The sequence below is a fragment of the Paenibacillus hemerocallicola genome (assembly GCF_006265175.1).
Classification (GTDB): domain Bacteria; phylum Bacillota; class Bacilli; order Paenibacillales; family NBRC-103111; genus Paenibacillus_AB; species Paenibacillus_AB hemerocallicola.
Genome location: NZ_VDCQ01000003.1, coordinates 155,220 through 172,238 on the forward strand (window position 1 = coordinate 155,220; position 17,019 = coordinate 172,238).

11 protein-coding genes are annotated in these 17,019 nt (G+C 55.0%); 9 read left to right on the plus strand and 2 right to left on the minus strand.

The window, feature by feature from the left end:
• The first annotated feature begins 111 nt into the window (after positions 1-111).
• Both FE784_RS03335 and FE784_RS03340 read left to right on the plus strand, forming a co-directional pair.
• Positions 112-1,431, plus strand: coding sequence for an ABC transporter substrate-binding protein (locus FE784_RS03335; protein ID WP_139600697.1), 1,320 nt, complete (start codon positions 112-114; stop codon positions 1,429-1,431).
• Entirely contained in the window at positions 1,428-2,747 is a 1,320-nt protein-coding gene (locus FE784_RS03340; RefSeq protein WP_218103740.1) for an FAD-dependent oxidoreductase, read from the plus strand. Before FE784_RS03335 ends, FE784_RS03340 begins: the two co-directional genes overlap by 4 nt.
• Before the next feature lie 131 nt (positions 2,748-2,878).
• Here FE784_RS03340 and FE784_RS03345 read toward each other — a convergent pair whose 3' ends face one another.
• Positions 2,879-5,239: a leucine-rich repeat domain-containing protein gene (locus tag FE784_RS03345; RefSeq protein WP_139600698.1), complete on the minus strand. Its 2,361-nt coding sequence runs from the start codon at positions 5,237-5,239 to the stop codon at positions 2,879-2,881.
• A 303-nt stretch (positions 5,240-5,542) separates the two neighbouring features.
• Between FE784_RS03345 and FE784_RS03350 the strand changes: the two genes are divergently transcribed.
• The 6 genes from FE784_RS03350 (at position 5,543) to FE784_RS03375 (ending at position 15,778) form a co-directional block, all read left to right on the plus strand.
• Complete coding sequence (locus FE784_RS03350; protein ID WP_176705933.1) at positions 5,543-8,407, plus strand: cyclic nucleotide-binding domain-containing protein; 2,865 nt, start codon at positions 5,543-5,545, stop codon at positions 8,405-8,407.
• Positions 8,404-9,270 (plus strand): HlyD family efflux transporter periplasmic adaptor subunit, encoded by an 867-nt coding sequence (locus FE784_RS03355; RefSeq protein ID WP_139600700.1) that lies wholly within the window; start codon positions 8,404-8,406, stop codon positions 9,268-9,270. The genes FE784_RS03350 and FE784_RS03355 overlap by 4 nt, the downstream gene beginning before the upstream one ends.
• Positions 9,271-9,292: 22 nt before the next feature.
• A complete protein-coding gene (locus FE784_RS03360) occupies positions 9,293-11,503 on the plus strand; it encodes an NHLP family bacteriocin export ABC transporter peptidase/permease/ATPase subunit (protein WP_139600701.1) in 2,211 nt (736 codons plus the stop codon).
• Entirely contained in the window at positions 11,500-14,400 is a 2,901-nt protein-coding gene (locus FE784_RS03365) for an NHLP bacteriocin export ABC transporter permease/ATPase subunit (RefSeq protein ID WP_139600702.1), read from the plus strand. The genes FE784_RS03360 and FE784_RS03365 overlap by 4 nt, the downstream gene beginning before the upstream one ends.
• A gap of 97 nt (positions 14,401-14,497) precedes the next feature.
• Positions 14,498-14,833, plus strand: a complete 336-nt coding sequence (locus FE784_RS03370) for a hypothetical protein (protein WP_139600703.1) — start codon at positions 14,498-14,500, stop codon at positions 14,831-14,833.
• A gap of 72 nt (positions 14,834-14,905) precedes the next feature.
• Positions 14,906-15,778, plus strand: coding sequence for a GNAT family N-acetyltransferase (locus FE784_RS03375; RefSeq protein WP_176705934.1), 873 nt, complete (start codon positions 14,906-14,908; stop codon positions 15,776-15,778).
• Between the two features lie 65 nt (positions 15,779-15,843).
• On the opposite strand, the gene FE784_RS03380 is transcribed toward FE784_RS03375, so the two are convergent.
• The gene (locus FE784_RS03380; protein ID WP_139600705.1) at positions 15,844-16,365 is read right to left on the minus strand and encodes an SRPBCC domain-containing protein; all 522 of its coding nucleotides are present in this window, start codon (positions 16,363-16,365) and stop codon (positions 15,844-15,846) included.
• Positions 16,366-16,622: 257 nt separating this feature from the next.
• Between FE784_RS03380 and FE784_RS40655 the strand changes: the two genes are divergently transcribed.
• Positions 16,623-16,772 (plus strand): hypothetical protein, encoded by a 150-nt coding sequence (locus FE784_RS40655; protein WP_176705935.1) that lies wholly within the window; start codon positions 16,623-16,625, stop codon positions 16,770-16,772.
• Positions 16,773-17,019 lie beyond the last annotated feature (247 nt).

Sequence of the window (17,019 nt, forward strand, 5' to 3'; positions counted from 1 at the left end):
GTATATAGTTTAGATTACAAAAGTGCATGGAGAAAGTAAAGCGTTTTCCCCTACAATAAATAAGGGAAGCAGGCCTGCCATACCAATAAAAAGACAAAGGGGAGCGCTTGAATGGGAACGACCAAACGAATACCGCTTGTAACGGGCTTAAGTCTCGTTATCGCTTTGCTGACTGCGGCTTGCACCGCGACGAATAACAAGGCGGATGCGCCGGCGCCCGGGGCGGCGCCAAAATCGTATGCCGACGAGCCGGCTGAGCTCGTTATTTTCGGGGCGGTCGGAAATACGGAAGAGGTATGGAACGAAAGGTTTGGGACAGCGCTTAAGCAGAAGTTTCCGAAATACAAATTCACTTATATCCAGGGATCGGCCAAAAATACGCTGCAAAGTATGATCGCCGCCGGCCAGACGATCGATCTCATCCATGATTCGCTCGGCGGCATGCGCGCCAATATTATCGATAACGGGTATAACTACGATTTATCCCCGCTCATGAAGACGCATCAAATCGACACGAGCCGATTCGAAACGGCGGTTTTCGACTCGCTCAGCGACAAAGGGAAGCTGTACGGATTTCCGCTGCACGACGGAGGTTTGGTCCTTTATTACAACAAGGACATTTTCGATAAATTCGGAGTCGCCTATCCGAAAAACGGCATGACATGGGATCAAACCATCGAGCTCGGAAAACGTTTGACCCGCTTCGACAACGGTGTCCAGTACATCGGCCTCGGCGTTTCCGTCAATCACATGCTCACGATGAATCCGTATTCCTTGCCGTTCGTTAACGAAGCGACGGGCAAAGCGGCGATCAATACCGATGCGTACCGCAAGCTCGTAAGCAAAACGATTCTCGAGCCGACCGATGCGAACGGTTATCGCCAATATGTAACATCAATAAAGAAAACGTTCAACAACGATAATTTCATGAAAGACAAAAATATGGCCATGTTCGTCATGAACTTCTATTTGCAATTGCAGCCGGACTTTAACACGTTCAATTGGGGAATTGTCAGCTTGCCTGTGTTCGGAGATTTGCCCGGGGTCGGCTCGCAGCCTTATCCGAACGGTCTGTTTCTTACGAGCACGAGCAAGTACAAGGATCAGGGGATGGAAGTATTGAACTTTATGGTTTCGGACGAATTCCAAATGCAGCTGTCGCGGAAAGGATTCATTCCCGTCGTCAAAACGAAAGCGGTCCGCGATGCGTTTGCGCAAGATACCGCTTTTAAAGACAAACAAATCGTCGAAGCGCTGTTTACGAATAAGCCTGCCTCCCCGATCGTACGCTCCGCGAACGAGGGCTTGGTGCTGTCTCCGCTCAGCGCGAATTTGGCCAAGGTCATGATCGGAGAGATGGATGTGAACACGGCGTTGCGACTGACCGAGGAGCAAGCGAATAAAGCGTTGGAAGAGGCGGTGCGCAAATGAGTGACGGGCTATACGGGGGGCGGCCTGCAACTATCCCGATGCCGTCGGGAGACGCGATTCATGGCGAGTACGACATCATGGTGTTCGGCGGCGGATCTGCAGGATGCACGGCGGCCATTCAGGCAGCCCGGGCCGGGAAGCGAACGGCGCTCGTGGAGAAAAACGGCATACTCGGCGGCACGACGATCGTAGCCTCGGTCAATTTCCCCGGCCTGTTTCACGCCTGGGGCAAGCAGGTCATTCGCGGCATCGGCTGGGAAATCATTGAACGAACCGCAGAGCTGGGCGGAGCGGAGCTTCCGGATTTCTCCGTCGTTCCCCAAAGGCATTGGATGCATCAAATTACGGTTAATCGGTTCATATACAGCGCCGTGCTCGACCGGCTCTGCCTCGAAGCGGGCGTAAGCTTGCGTCTGCACGAAATGCCTGCCGCGGTTCTGAAGGGCGAGGGTGGAACTTATGTCGCGCTCGTAGGCAAGTCGGGCTTGAAATGGTACAAGACGAACAAGCTGATCGATGCGACCGGCGACGCCGATGTGACAGGCTTGATGGGATACGCGCGAAAAAAAGGCGAGCAGCTTCAGCCGGGCACGCTGATCAACGATATTGGCGGCTACGATATTTCGGCGATCGACACCGACATGCTGAATCGCGAGTATGAGGAGGCGCTCCGGTCCGGGGAAATAAGCCGGAACCGCCACGGACTGTACAACGACCTCAAGTCGGGACGGATCAATATGCACATTCAAGACATCGACGGTTCGGAATCGGAGACGAGGACGCTTGCGGAGGTCAAGGCGAGGCGGCATTTGCTGGACACCGTTACGATGCTGCGCCGGGTCCCGGGATGCGAGAAGATCGAGGTCCGACATTTCGCGAGCGAATGCGGAATTCGCGAAACTTGGCGCATCGACGGGGAAGCGGAGGTCGACGAGCAGTCGTACGTTTCCGGCTACGTTTGGCCTGACGCGGTGTGCTACAGCTTTTACCCGATCGATCTGCACCACCATAGCGGATTTCATATCGAGCAAAAAATGATTGCGCCAGGAATCGTTCCGACACTGCCGTACCGGGCGCTGATTCCGAAAGGAAGCGACGACCTGCTCGTTGCCGGACGCTGCGTGTCGGGCGACAGGATGGCCAATTCTGCCTTTCGCGTACAGGCCAGCTGCATGGCTACCGGACAGGCCGCCGGCATGGCGGCGGCGATCGCCGTCGATCGGAACTGTTCGGTACGGGCAGTTCCGATCACGCAATTGCGCGAAGAGCTGGAGCGCTTCGGCGCAATCGTGCCGAAGGACGCCGGCAACCGCTAATGCTCTGACGCGTGAACAAGGAGGACTTCGAGACTTCGATTGGGCCGATCAAACCGAAAGAGGTCTCTTGAACTCTCGAATCCAAGCATCATGCCGGTATTTATTAAGGACGTCGCGCGTATCGAAACCGATTAAAGCTTATCCAGACATTCGCCGGTTTGCGCATCCACGAAGGTCTCGCAATCCAGCAAATGCATGAAGCGATAGGAGTCGGATTCGCTGTTCCAAACATAATATGGCTTGCATACCACTTGCTCCTCTAAGCGGGCGAAAGCTCCAACTGCCGGAAGCAGCTCGGGGACCGAAGCCGGTTCGGCCGGGGATCGTTCCATCACCTCGATCAAACCGCCGCTATTGGCGTCAAGGAACAGCTTGATTTTGCCAAGTATGTCGCGGTATGCTTCTTCCTTTCGTCGGATCGCGGCGACCAACATCCCGTTATGGCGGGTGAGCCGTTCAAGCATCCATATCCCCGACTGCTCCGGTTTCGTCCGCATAGCCCAGGCGATAACCGTCCGGTATGCTCGCTCCGCTTCCTCCTCCCCGATCGGAACGCCATCCGGGTGTTTAACGTTCCAGTCGATACGAGTGGAACGGATTTCCGCAGCTTCAATAAAACGGCGTATTCGCTCCCCGATTTTTTCGTTCGCCGGCGCGGCGGGTACGACCGTTTCGCGCGCCAGCTCTTCCTCGGTCCATTCTATGGTACGGTTCAGCGGAGGCTTGCCGAAGTTCCGGGTATCGAACTCGTAAGGAACAGTCCCCCCGCCGCGGAAGTCGATAAATGTCTCTTCCATTCCGTACACCCAGCTTCGCGAAGCATATCCTTCGCCCGACAAGCGATCCGGTATATGCACCAACGTAAAATACTCGCGGGCATATTCGCGGACGGTGCCGGCCGCCGGAACGGGAGCAACCGATTCGCTGTCGAAGGAATGATGGACAGCGGATGTTCCGTAGGACGAATAGCCCGTAACGGTGCCGTCTTCCAGCATATCGACCGAGATCGGGTTCGGAGGATAGAGCGGAACGCCGTCATATACTTCCCGGAAGTGCAACGAAACTCGTCCGCGACTCTCCGTTTCCTTTACGAATTGAAGCCGATCGGCCTCTTCTCGGAAATCGGCATTTGCGTATATCCACTTCAAAGCAACCTTTTTGCGATCTTCGCAGGCCGACAGCATGGGTCCGGCTGGCCCGCCCCCTTCAAACCATTCTTCGCAGCGAACGACAAGATAGGAGCAGAGCCGCCCGCTGTACGCGTCGACGCTCACTAGCACCGTACCCGGCGGATTCGGTTTGTCGGTCGAGGTTTCCCCCTCGTACGGCTCCCCGTGTCCTGCGTTATCCATGGCTGCAGGAGTCCACTTAAGCTCGACTATATATTCGGTCTCGTTGCGCCCGTTTAATTGCTGTCGGATCATCCATTCTCCGCGATCGCGCGCCGCAAGTCCAAGCCGCTCCTCCCATACTCGAAAGAAGGCTCTCACGTCGATCCAACCGATGCCCAGACAGACGTGCTGCAAATTAGGAAGACATTCGATCTCGGGAGGAAAACAATCGAACTCATTGTTTGTGATATCCAAAAACTTCAGTTTTTGCAAATTCGTAAATTCCGGGGGCAAGCTACGGATCCCGGTATAATGGATCGTCAATATTTCCAAATTCGCAAGCAGACCGATTTCGGCGGGAAGCTCGGTCACGCTTACCTCGGATTTATCGATTACCGGCTCTCCTGGTTTAAGACTCGTATAGCAGCCGCAGCTGATCTCCAGTGTTTTCAGGCTATGCAGCTTGCCGATTTGAGGCGGAATGCATTCCAGGTCCTTCGTCCAGATGCGCAAATGCTCGAGCCGCTCCAACTCAAACAAACTGTCCGGCAGCCGGACGACATCGTCTTCGAAGACGGTAAGAGAGACTAACGATCGAATAAGACCGATCTGTTCGGGAATTCGGTCGATTCCGAATCCTTCTATATGCAATTTGTCCGCTTGGTGCCGGATGGCATCGCGAATCAAATAGTCGAGAGAGGAATTAAATCCGCTTTTCAGAAACAAGCCGTCAACCGTCTCCGAGATCTCCTTTCCTTCCGTTTCCCCTATGTGAAGACCGGCCATCTGTTCGTGGGCCACATTGTACAGCCAGTCTTTGCCGTTTTCGTCCAAAAAGCATAAATCTTCCGGCAAATGAGGATGCTGCCAAGCGAACAGGCTCGATGCGGCCTCTTTTATAACTATCGCCGCTTCCGGGTCGCAGCGATAATAATAGATCGTTCCCTCAAGCGAGTATGCGATAGCGGACATCCCGATCGCACTCTCGCAGCTTTGCATGCGGATTAAATACGGCTCCAGCGCTTCGAATACGCGGGAACATGCGTCCCCCGAACCTTTCCATCCCCGGTCGGCCAAAGCAAACACGGGGCAACGACTCATGGCATAGTCGATCAGCCAGCAGTAAGCGTCCCCTTTGGGGTCATTGTATATTTCGATCATGCTCTCGCCTCCTAACTACATTGACGCATGCCGGACAAGGTTGGTTTCACGGATCGTACGCTATCGTAAGAAATAACGGAACGATCGGAGTCGTGTTCCGGTTTTATCGGTGTTCGGATGCGGAACTATACGGATATACCCCAAATGGGTTATATACAGGATCGGAAGCGAGCTTATAATTATTAACATGGGAACGGAAAAGAACACAAAATGGAAAAGCCGGAATGTGCGCTTGACACGATTCGGCTTTTTCATTTGCTCGGAATCGAACGGATTTGATTTTTGGAAGGAGATATATGTTGCTTGAATAAGCTTACATTTCTGGAGATTCCGCTGTTTGAAGGTCTGGATCGGGTGCACAAGGCTGCACTGCTGCAGGAATTCACCCAGCTCAGTTACTGCAAAGGGGATTTATTGTTCGAGGAAGGCGAATTCGGCGATTCCTTGTACATCGTTATGCAAGGCAAAGCCAGAATTTATCTGGGCTCCGGAACGAACGAAACGACTCTGGCGATCTTGGGCGAGAAGGAATATTTCGGAGAAATGGCTTTGCTGACGGGAGATCCGCGCTCGGCCTCCGCTAGGGCGGAGAGCGACCTGGTTGTGCTTAAGCTGATCAAGGAATCATTCGATCGGATCTTGTACGAGCACAACGCGCTTGCCGTTCAATTTGCCGGTATTCTTGCCAAGCGTCTAGCCAGGGTGAATCGTCAGTCGAGTTCAGAGGGCTTGACGCGCGATGATCCGGCGATATCCGAATCGATGTTGTCCGAGGAAATTCGTTCGACGTCAGCGGCCACTGACGCGCGGCCAAGCGAGTACCGGGGAGAGGTCAGTATAGAAGCGGACCGCTGGCGTTCGCCGCTGTCCCGAGCGTTATGCATGACAGTATCGCTCATTTCCGGTCTTCTTACCTATTATGCAATGCGTGCGGGTGGCGAGCCGAATACGGTATGCGCGCTAGGGGCCATAGGAATAACAGCCTTGCTGCTCACAGCCTGCGGGGTCGCTTCGCTGCCGTTAGTGTCGGTGCTTATGGGGGCCGCCGCCGTATCGCTGCCGGGTGTCGAGTTCGAGTACGGCAGGGGAATCGCTGCTGCTTCCGCGCCGCTGCTCACCGCATTGGCTCTAACGATGTCGGCGCAAGCCATGTATCGATCCGGTGTCGTGCAGCGTTTGCTGCTTGCGCTAGCTCTGCGATTTCAGAACAAGGGCAAGCGGTATGGGGCCATGATCGAAATAATGTCTGCGTTATCGGTATTGCTGCTACCGTCTTCCAGACTGCGTAGCGATGCATTCGCTCTTTTACAGATTAAGGATCGGGAGCGGCGTCATGCGGATGCGTATTCTCTTCTGTTTATCCAATCATCCAGTCTGTGCTGGTTTGCAATGGCGTTGATTCCAGGCGCCCTAGCGGACAATTATGGATTTTCGCATTGGATGATGGCGGCTTTGCCTCTGGTGGCGGTCATGTTCCTTTATAATACGGCCAAATCGTTTATGAAACGGGAGGGTGAACTCTTTGCGCCCGACCCTGCCATCCTATCCGCTCAGCTGTCGATAATGGGCAGCTGGTCGATCAAGGAGACCGCCGCCCTGATTATCATGCTTGGCGGCGGCTTGGCTATGGTGCTGGCACCTTGGCTGGGCATCAGCCTGCTGGGGATCAGCTTGCTTATGGTGCTTGCCTTGACCGTTTGCGGGCTGATGAGCAAGACTATCGCCGGCGAAGTGAAATATGAGCCGTACATTGTATTTGCATTGCTGGTTGGAGTGGCAGGGCTGTACGAGGGCTCCGGTATGCAGCATCTGACCGCCGGGTGGATTTCCCATCATATGTCGGCCGCGGGAGCGCTCGTTGCGCTGTTTGCCGTCGTTTTGCTGCTTAGCCGCTTCATTCCTCCGATGATGGCCATCTTCGCTGGAATGATTTGTATAGGCACCGGCTCCGTGGTGGCGGGAGCGAGTCCGGCTCAAGCAGCCGTCGTCGTCGTGTTGGCCTCGCAATTGCAGTACGACCGGCTGTTCACCATGAAGACGTGGAATCAAATTATGCTTAATAAAATCGTTCCCGCCTGCTTGGCAGTCCTCCTCGCGATTCCTCTATGGCATTGGACCGCGGCTTGGACCGAAATGCCCGTGCCATCGTCCGCGCCGGCCCTGCTAGCCGGTGACAGTGCAGCGCCCGAGGTGCCGTTTGCAGTTATTCTCCCGGGAGAGGCGAGCGCTGCAGCCTCCATCAAGCAAGGTGTTGAACTGGCTGTAGCGGACTTGAAGCTTAGCTCCGATTTGCCGCCTCTGAAGCTGAGGCCGGATTACCGGGGCAACGGAGAGGCAGGACGGATCGAGGATCCGGCTCCGGCTCCCGTATTCGCCATCGCGGCAGCACAAACGGATTCGGCGAATAGGCAAGGCCTGCCAGCAATCATCTTGAATGGGGCGCTGGCGGCTGCGGATCGTTCTGTTGCGCTGGCGCCGTCACCCGAGGTCTACGCCAAGGAAGTGGCGGATTTGTTGGTTCGGCAAGGCTACGACAAAGTTGCGATTTATTACGAGGACAGCAATCCGGGTAAGCAATTTGCTGCGGCCCTGGAAAAAGCGGCCGATCAGCGGGGGAAATTGGTAGTGGACCGGCTGACTAGAATTCCCGCACGGACAGCGCTGATCAACGCAAGCAACAGGTGGAGGATTCTGGAGACAGAAGCTGTAATCGTTTATGACAGCAGCGGGGAAGCAACCTCGGAAATCAGCGCCGGGTTGGAAGCGTCCGGAGCGCAATATCCGCTTATTGCCGGACCGTCGATTCCGGGCACAGACTTCCTTTTGGCGTATAAGGGTGAAGTGTACGGTTACTCCGACTTCGACGTAAATGCGGACAGATTACGCACGGCGGCTTTCGCAGAGCGGTACCGCTCTGCCTACGGCACCGCGCCGAGCCGGATGGCTGCCGCCGCTTATGACGCCGTACGGCTGATAGCCATGTCCGCCGGTCTGGCCGCTGCAGCAGAGCCTGACCCGATGTACGAGGCGCTTGAAGGAATCGGACCTTGGGAAGGCGTAGTCCGAACCTATAATTTTAAGTCCCGTGACGAGGCCGACAACGGGAAGCTCGTGCAAATATTTTCATTAACGCCGAAATATTGGCGAACGGAGGGGACGACGCGATGAATCCGAATATTTTCCGCCAGTCCTCTCTAGAGAAGATGTCTTCGCCCGAGAAGCTGGATGTATTGATGACCATCGCCCATCCGCGACATTGGATCGCCCTTCTGTCCATTTTAGTTTTGCTCGTCGCGTTTTTCATATGGGCCGTGACAGGTACGGTTACGGTGAAGATGACCGGAAGCGGCGTATTCGTGCTGCAAGACGGGTTCGCGACGATCGTTCATACCTCTGCGGGGCAAGTGACGGATATAGGGGTAAAGCCCGGGGAGACCGTACGGCGGGGCGATTCGGTCGCGAGAATCTTCGATCCTTCGTGGCCGGAAAACGGGGTCCGGGACGATTCAACTGACAGTGCGCAGCGATTGCTTCTCAAATCCAGAGTCGTAAGCTTGCAGAACGGCCGCATTCTGAAAGTGCACGTGCAGCCGGGTCAGTGGGTCCAGGCCGGACAGCCGCTCTTCACGTTGGAAGCGGCGGGCTCCGAAGAAAAATTCGAGGCCATCGTCTACGTTCCGGTGGAGCAGGGCAAAAGCCTGAAGCCCGGCATACAGGCAAGGGTGTGGCCGAACGGCGATTACGCCAATGCGAACGGAGCCATACTCGGCGAGGTTGCAACCGTATCGCAGGTGCCGGAAGGACTGGAGGATATGGAGCGCACGACCGGGAACCGCGAGCTGGCGGCAACATACATGAAAGCCGGACCCATGGTCGAGGTCCGGGTGATTCTACAGAAGGATCGGTCGCACCCGACCGGACTGCGCTGGACCGCCCAGCGCGCAGAGCCCGGCATGTCCGTGAAGACGGGAATGCTGTGCTCCGCCCAATTTATCATTGGGAAAACACATCCGATCGAATGGATTTTCTGATCGCGTTAGGAGGTGAAATCCAATGAAGACGTCATTATTATCCAAGCTATACGGCGGTACCCGAGCTTTTACACCGACGATTCTACAGATGGAAGCGGCCGAATGCGGCGCGGTTTCGCTCGCTATCGTACTCGCTTATTACGGACGCCATATTCCCATAGAGACGCTTCGGTACGACTGCGGGGTGTCCAGAGACGGGAGCAAGGCAAGCAATATTTTAAAAGCCGCCCGCAAATATGGTATGGAGGCCAAAGGCTACAAAAAAGATCCGGAAAACCTCAAGTCGCTGATGCCTCCGTTTATTATTCATTGGAATTTCAACCATTTTCTCGTGGTGGAAGGCTTCTTCCGCGGCAAAGCGTTTCTGAACGATCCTGCGCACGGTCCGTACTCGGTAAGCCTGGAGGAGTTCGAGAGCTCCTATACGGGAGTCGTGCTGACTATGGCGCCGGGAGAGACGTTCATTCGGGAGGGGCGCCGATTTTCTGTGAGCTCGTCGTTGCTGCAACGGCTGAAGGGGTACGAATGGGAAATCGTCTATCTGATCGCTGCGGGTCTCGGTTTGGCGGGTACGGGGGTACTCATTCCGTTGTTCCTGAAGCTGTTCGTAGATCGGATGCTGATGGCCGGACGGATGGAATGGGGAGGAGCCGTGCTTCTGGGCATGCTTGTCGCCGTCATTCTCCGCTTCATGCTGACCGCTTTAAGACAATTTGCATTGCTGAGATTGGAAACGAAGGTTTCCCTCAGTCTGGCTGGCTCCTTCGTCTGGCACATACTCCGCTTGCCCGTCGGCTTCTTCGCACAGCGCTTCGTAGGGGAAATTGCGGGAAGAGCGCAGGCGAACGACAGAATCGCCCAATTTTTAACCGAAAAGCTTGCCGGCACCGTCATCGACGTGTTGCTTGCGGGATTTTACTTCACCTTTATGCTGCTCTACGATTATCGATTGGCGTTTGCCTCCATGATGGTCGCCGGACTTAACGTGACGTACCTGCTGTATGTATCTCGCAAGCAGACGGACCGGAACCAGAAGCTTCAAATGGACCAGGGAAAGCTTGGAGGCGCCTCTATCGCCGGTCTCATCAATATGGAGTCCCTTAAAGCCAGCGGCAGGGAATCGGATTTCTTCGCCCGCTGGGCGGGACATCAGGCCAACATGACCCGTGCGGAACAATCGCTCGGCGTATCCAACCAGTACTTGTCGGCGATCCCCGTGCTGCTCGAGCATTTGAATCACGCCCTCATTCTCGTCATCGGCGGTGTCTTCGTGCTGAACGGTTCCTTTACGGTCGGGATGCTGCTCGCCTTTCTCGGCTTTACCGCCGGTTTTCTCACGCCCATTAACAACCTGGTATCGATGGGCGGACAATTGCAAGAGATGCGCGGGCATTTATCCCGACTCGACGATGTACTCAAGCATCCCGCCGATACGGCTCATTCCGCTGTGTCGGAAACCGGCGAAGGGACGGAGCGGCACGAATGGCCGGCCAAGCTATCCGGGGCTTTGGCCGTTCGGAACGTTACGTTCGGCTATAGCCCTCTGGATCCTCCGCTTCTCGAACAGCTTACACTGGAAGTTCCTCCCGGCACAATGGTTGCCATAGTAGGAGGATCAGGCAGCGGGAAGTCGACATTGTCGAAGCTTGTATCCGGTTTGTACCAGCCGTGGAACGGAACCGTGGAATTCGATGGTCGGCTGCGCTCCGAGCTGCCCCGGCACGTTCTGGTCAACTCCGTATCGCTGGTCGATCAGGATATCCGGCTGTTCGAAGGGACGATTCGCGACAACATCACCCTCTGGGATCAAACGATACCCGATGCCGTTGTCGTGCAAGCGGCTAAGGATAGCTGCATCCATGAAGTCATCGCGGCTAGGCCGGGCGGATATGATCATTTGCTGGAGGAAGGCGGCCGAAATTTCAGCGGAGGACAGGCGCAGCGGCTGGAAATCGCCAGAGCGCTTGCACAGCAGCCGTCCATCCTCATATTGGATGAGGCGACCAGCGCCTTGGATCCGGAGATAGAGGCCACCGTCTATAACAATATTCGCAGAAGAGGCTGTACCTGCGTCATCATTGCCCATAGGCTCAGCGCAATCCGGGATTGCGACCTCATCGCGGTGCTTGATCAAGGAAGACTTGTACAGACGGGAACTCACGAGGAATTGCTCCATAGGGATGGTTATTACCGACAGCTGTTCTACGCCTCGGAGAGGAGTGAGGCTTCATGACATCCGATTGGATTAAGATCGCCGAGGTACGGCGGCAATACCAATCCAGAACTTCCTTGATGCTGCAAGAGTGCCCGTCGATGTCGATGCATTACGTCGAGCGAGGATCGGTGGAGATTTATTCGGTCCGAATTGCACAAGGCGCAGCAGCCGGCTCGAAATCGCATGTTCTGACGGTGGAGACCGGGCAAATTTGGTTTGACCTGCCTCGAACCGATGAAGGCGACTTCGGCTGGCTTGCCGAGGTGATGCCGGATACGGTGCTCGCGAGCTGCCGTTTCGAGCAATTAACCGGCGCTGCCGGGCATGATGACAGGCTCGAACTGCAGACTCGGGGGTCTAGATTGCTAAACGAGTGGCTGCTTAATCTGAGCTCCGCCGCCGTTGCCGATACAGCTCCTGTTCAAGCCCAGCAAGTGGTGCCCATGTCCGATATCGTCGTCTGGGCACCGGCGGTTTTCACCTCGGAAGCGCAGGTTGTCTGGGTTCGGGCGGAAGGCGGATTTCCCGGCCTGTGGCAGGACAGCGACTTGCCGGCGGTACCGCCAGGCGTATACGTGCCGCTGATGCGCTCCGTTTGGACGGCATCTCCGAAAGGCAATCGTCTGCATACGGCCGACACCCTCACACTTCTGCAGCTCAACGACTTGCCTGCGTCTATGTGCTTTTTTCACCGACACCTGGTACATAAGCTGCTCCATCAGCATCGTCACGCGAATCGGGAAGAACAAGCCAGGATCGCGAAGAGACTGGAGCAAGATAAGCTTAGCATGGAGGAAGCGGTCCGCCGATTTTCAGCGGTTGTCGATAAGAAAGGCCTCCAGACGCTGGAACAATTCACGGATCATCGCGATCCTCTGCTCTTTTGCGCTCGTATAGTTTGCGATTACATCGGCATCGAGCTGCAAGCACCGAAACGATGGGAGCCGGGTCGTATGGCGGAGGACTTGTTCCGTGAGGCCGGCATTCGCTACCGCAAGGTTGCGTTGCGTACGGGGTGGTGGCGTGAAGACAATGGACCGCTGCTCGCTTTCCGCGGGGACGGTCGGCCGGCGGCGCTGCTTCCGATCGGGGGCAGGGCATACGGGATTAGCGGCGAGGCGGGAGAGAAGCCGGTTATCGTTACAGAGCGACTGGCAGCGCAATTGAGTCCGTTCGCTTACGAGTTGTACCGTCCACTGCCTTACCGTTCCCTGATACCCAAGGATATCGCCGGGTTTCTGCGTACCCCCAGAGCGATGAAGGATGTGGCTTGGGGGCTGACATCCGGACTGAGTCTAGGTTTGCTCGGCATGTGCTTGCCGGCCGCGACCGGCCTTATCATAGACAAAATCATTCCTGCGGCTGAACCCGACCAGCTGTTACAGGTGTTGGCCCTATTGGTATGCATTGCCTTTGCAAGCTTCGGCTTCCGGGTAACGCAGTCCATGGCATGGCTTCGGCTGTTTGGAACATGGGGAGCATCGCTTCATAGTGCGACCTGGGATCGGCTGCTGAATATGCCGGTCGGTTTTTTTCGCCAATATAACGCAGGGGATTTGGCCAGCCGCATCGGGGGAGTGAGCTCCATCTTTCATTTGATATCCGGTTGGCTCGTATCCGGCATGTCGATTGCGCTATTTTCCGTGCTGCAGTTCGGCTTGTTGTTCTGGTATCAGCCCGGGTTGGCCTGGTTGGCTGTTATATTGACAGCTGTCTATACGGCACTTTTCGTTTTGCTGAGCATTCAGCTGGCGAAGCATACGAAACGGAAAACCGAGCAAGAAGGCAAGGTAGGCGGATTGCTGGTACAGCTTCTAGCCAATATGCCCAAGCTGCGTGTGGCTGCGGCCGAGCAGCGCGCTTTCAACTGCTGGAGCAGCGCATTCAGTGTGCAGCGCGCGCATGTGTATCGACTTCGCGAGTCCGGCAATCGGCTGGCCGTCATCAACAGCGCTTATCCCATTTTATCGAGTCTGGTATTGTTCTGGGTCATTTCGGCTTCGGACATACGAATGAGTCCGGGCGCCTTCGCCGCCTTTCATGCCGCATATGCGACATTGATCGGCTCTGTTGTCGCCTTCTGCGCTTCGTCTATTCCGCTGTTTGAGCTGAAGCCGCTGTACGAGCGGGTCAAGCCGCTTATGAAGGAACAGCCGGAGACGGAAGCGAGCAGGGAAGACCCGGGTGATTTGAAAGGCGCGATCGAATTGAGCGAGGTCACTTTTCGATACGACGGGAACGGCCCGCCGATACTCGACAATGTATCGCTGCAGATCAAGCCGGGGGAATACGTAGCGATTGTCGGTGGTTCCGGCAGCGGCAAGTCCACTCTTCTGCGTTTGATCATCGGCTTCGAAAAGCCGGAGCAGGGTGCCGTGTATTTCGATGGCCAGGACCTGAGCGGGCTGGACCTTCGGGCAGTACGGCGACAGTGCGGCGTGGTGTTGCAAAACGGCCGCTTATGGGCCGGCGATATCGCGCAGAATATTATCGGCCAGAGCAGCGAGTATACGATAGAGGACGCGTGGAATGCGGCGCAGCAGGTCGGGATGGACGGGGAAATTGGCCGGCTCCCGATGGGGATGCATACCGTCCTCTCGGAAGGCGCGGGAAGCTTATCCGGAGGGCAGAAGCAGCGGATTCTGATCGCCCGTTCCATTGTGCATAAGCCGAGGATCGTTCTACTCGACGAAGCTACAAGCGCGCTGGACCAGAAATCGCAGGAGAAGATTACGACGATGCTGCGCGGTATGAACAGTACGAGAATTGTTATCGCCCACAGGCTAAGTACGATCGTTCACGCGGATCGGATTATCGTGATGGACAAAGGAAGGATCGCCCAGCAGGGAAGCTACGAGGAGCTTCTGCGGCAGGACGGACCGTTCGCCCGGCTCGCTGCGCGACAGGTTGTCTGACTTTGCTGAAAGATACCCCGAATGGGGTACGGATTTTCACCGCAGTTCCCGATATAATGAGTTCATTGTGTTGAACATTAAGAAGGAGGTATGAAGCATGAGTTGGACAATTGAAAAAGCCAATGAGCAATTCGAGGTATTTAAGCAACGCGCTTCGGAGGATGCTCAATTCCGGGCTTTGGCGCTGACCAGTCCGAAGCAGGCTATCCGGGAGTTGACCGGTCTGGAGTTGCCGGAGGGTATCGAAGTTGTAATCTCGGAGGACGAGAATGGAGAGATCCAGGCGAAGGCGCTGCTCAGCGTCCCTTCTTCCGACGCAGAGCGAGAGCTTGATGACGCGGAATTGGAGCATGTCGCAGGAGGAACGACATTCGCTAGCTTTATTCAGTATGATTCGACAGTCCCGTCAGGAATGCCTCCGAAGAGGAGATAATAAGTCATTTTGAGGCGGAGCCGGAATGAACGTTTCGGCTTCTTTTCTTTTTCGGAAAGGGGACGCATGCCTTTGATTGAAATTATTAAGCTCACACCGGAAGCGTCGGGGCCATACCGGCCTTTTACATATCGAGCCTACAGGGACTGGATGGTTAAGCCGGAAGCGGAGTCGGAAGCGGAGAAAATAGCTCTTGGCGCCTGCTTTATGGGCGAGCCCGTCGGACTGCTCCTTGTTCATTCCCCTATACACGATGAGCCGGCGAGAGTGCTTTCCCTATTCGTAGACGAGCGCTTCCGGAATCTCGGCATCGGCAGCGCACTGATGCAGGAACTGAAGACTTGTCTGAGCAGGAATAACTTGAGGCGAGCGTGCGTGGAGTACTATGCCATAAACAAATACCAGGCACTGGAGCGAGTGCTATTGAAATCAGGATGGCAGCTGCCCGCCGTGTACAGCCGATTCTACCGCTGCGACATATCCGCCGGTCGGGACAGCCCGTGGATCCACCGGTTCAAGCTGTCCGCCCGCTGCCATGTGATTCCGTGGAGCGAGCTTCAGCGAGACGAAATAGCGGTCATGAATACGTTGCAGGAAAAAGACTTCAACGCTTACTTCATGCCTCTTCTCAATGATGGTACTATCGAGACCGATTGCAGCTTGGTGCTGAAGCTTGACGATGAGATCGCGGGCTGGTCGATCGTCGATCGGGAATTGACGGATACGTTGCTGTACAGGGCGTTGTATATCCGCGAGGTCTACCGCGATCAAGGGCTAGGGCTGGCATTGGCAGCGCAATCCGCGCAAAGGATGATCAGGACGAATGCAACGCATCTCGTCATCCAGCTATTGGCGGGCAATGAACGGATGCAGAAGGTGGCAGACAGACTGCTGGCTCCGATGCAACCCGTCATCACCGACTACAAAAGGGCGGTTTTGGAATAGGAGCAAGCCCCCGCCCGATTGGGCAATAAAAAGCCGCCTGCCGGTTCCGGCGGGCGGCTGTAGGTTTACACCTTTGCCAAGTATTCGGCGAGCTTGTCGAACGTTCCGCCGTATCCTTGCTCCATCGATTCGAAGCCCGACTGAAATACAAGCACTTCTTCTTTTGTAGCGTTAACGGGGATGCTTCTAAGGGTGAGAGTCGTTTTGCCGTCAAGCTCGGAAAAAGTAACCGTATTTAGTATTTCCATCGGCCATGGTTCGTCGAACGGCGGCCGTGTAATGTTGCCTTCCGCATCGGAAAAGGAGTTGACGAAGACAATCCGCTCCGGCGCGGCGATTTCACGGTAAGTGAACCTTCCCCACATTTCGTTTCCGTCCGGATCTCGCATGATGTAATGGAATATGCCGCCCGGTCGGACATCCAGCTTGGCCACAATTATCGAGAGCCCCTTCGGTCCCCACCAATGTTGCATATGCTCCGCTTCTGTCCATACTTTAAATACGAGCTCGCGCGGCGCATCGAGAACGCGTGTAATCACAAATTCTTCGTTCTCCGTGGCGTTTGTAGTGCTGTTGTTCTCCACCATGTTCAATCCTCCAAATGTAATTTTTAATTGTTCGCAAAAATTCAGCCAATCGATTCAAGGCTTGTATTGCGCCATGCTGAGGCAGACAATTGCTCCGCAGAAAAGTACCGTTACGCAGGAATTCGATATACTCAGCCGGTTGGGCTAGGTAAGAACGCCCAAAGTCGAGTTCATGAATATAATATACATTTTAGGGAATATTCCTGTCAAGGTATATAATATTCTCTGCACATTGGGAAGAGAGCCTCTCGTTAAAGTTGTCCTTTTCAACCCGCCAAGATGTAATGGCAGGTGAAGGTGAACAAGGTGAAGGCGAACAAGCAGAAGCAAGCGATACAACGATTTTTGAAGGGAAAGGAACAAAAAGTTCCTCTATTGCGCTTCGCGGCGTCGAAAAACAAGCTTAACGGAACAAAAACTGGCTTTATTCCGTTCGGCGTAACGTAATTCGGGCTGCTGAAAGCGAATAAAGGAACAAATCGTTCCATTTAGCCTTTGTTTTCGCACTCGCGACATAATAGAGGAACTTTTTGTTCCCCTCCAGATTGCGGGGTTTCCTTCTTTCACCTTTTTTGTACCTCATGCACAGTTCCATACGCAGTATCGATGTATGACGTCGGTTGACTCGCGAAAAAACGTATTATCCGCATAACT

Coding starts and splice junctions, on each gene's coding strand:
- FE784_RS03335 (WP_139600697.1), top strand. CDS start 112: ATGGGAACGACCAAACGAATACCGCTTGTAACGGGCTTAAGTCTCGTT.
- FE784_RS03340 (WP_218103740.1), top strand. CDS start 1,428: ATGAGTGACGGGCTATACGGGGGGCGGCCTGCAACTATCCCGATGCCG.
- FE784_RS03345 (WP_139600698.1), bottom strand. CDS start 5,239: ATGATCGAAATATACAATGACCCCAAAGGGGACGCTTACTGCTGGCTG.
- FE784_RS03355 (WP_139600700.1), top strand. CDS start 8,404: ATGAATCCGAATATTTTCCGCCAGTCCTCTCTAGAGAAGATGTCTTCG.
- FE784_RS03360 (WP_139600701.1), top strand. CDS start 9,293: ATGAAGACGTCATTATTATCCAAGCTATACGGCGGTACCCGAGCTTTT.
- FE784_RS03365 (WP_139600702.1), top strand. CDS start 11,500: ATGACATCCGATTGGATTAAGATCGCCGAGGTACGGCGGCAATACCAA.
- FE784_RS03370 (WP_139600703.1), top strand. CDS start 14,498: ATGAGTTGGACAATTGAAAAAGCCAATGAGCAATTCGAGGTATTTAAG.
- FE784_RS03380 (WP_139600705.1), bottom strand. CDS start 16,365: ATGGTGGAGAACAACAGCACTACAAACGCCACGGAGAACGAAGAATTT.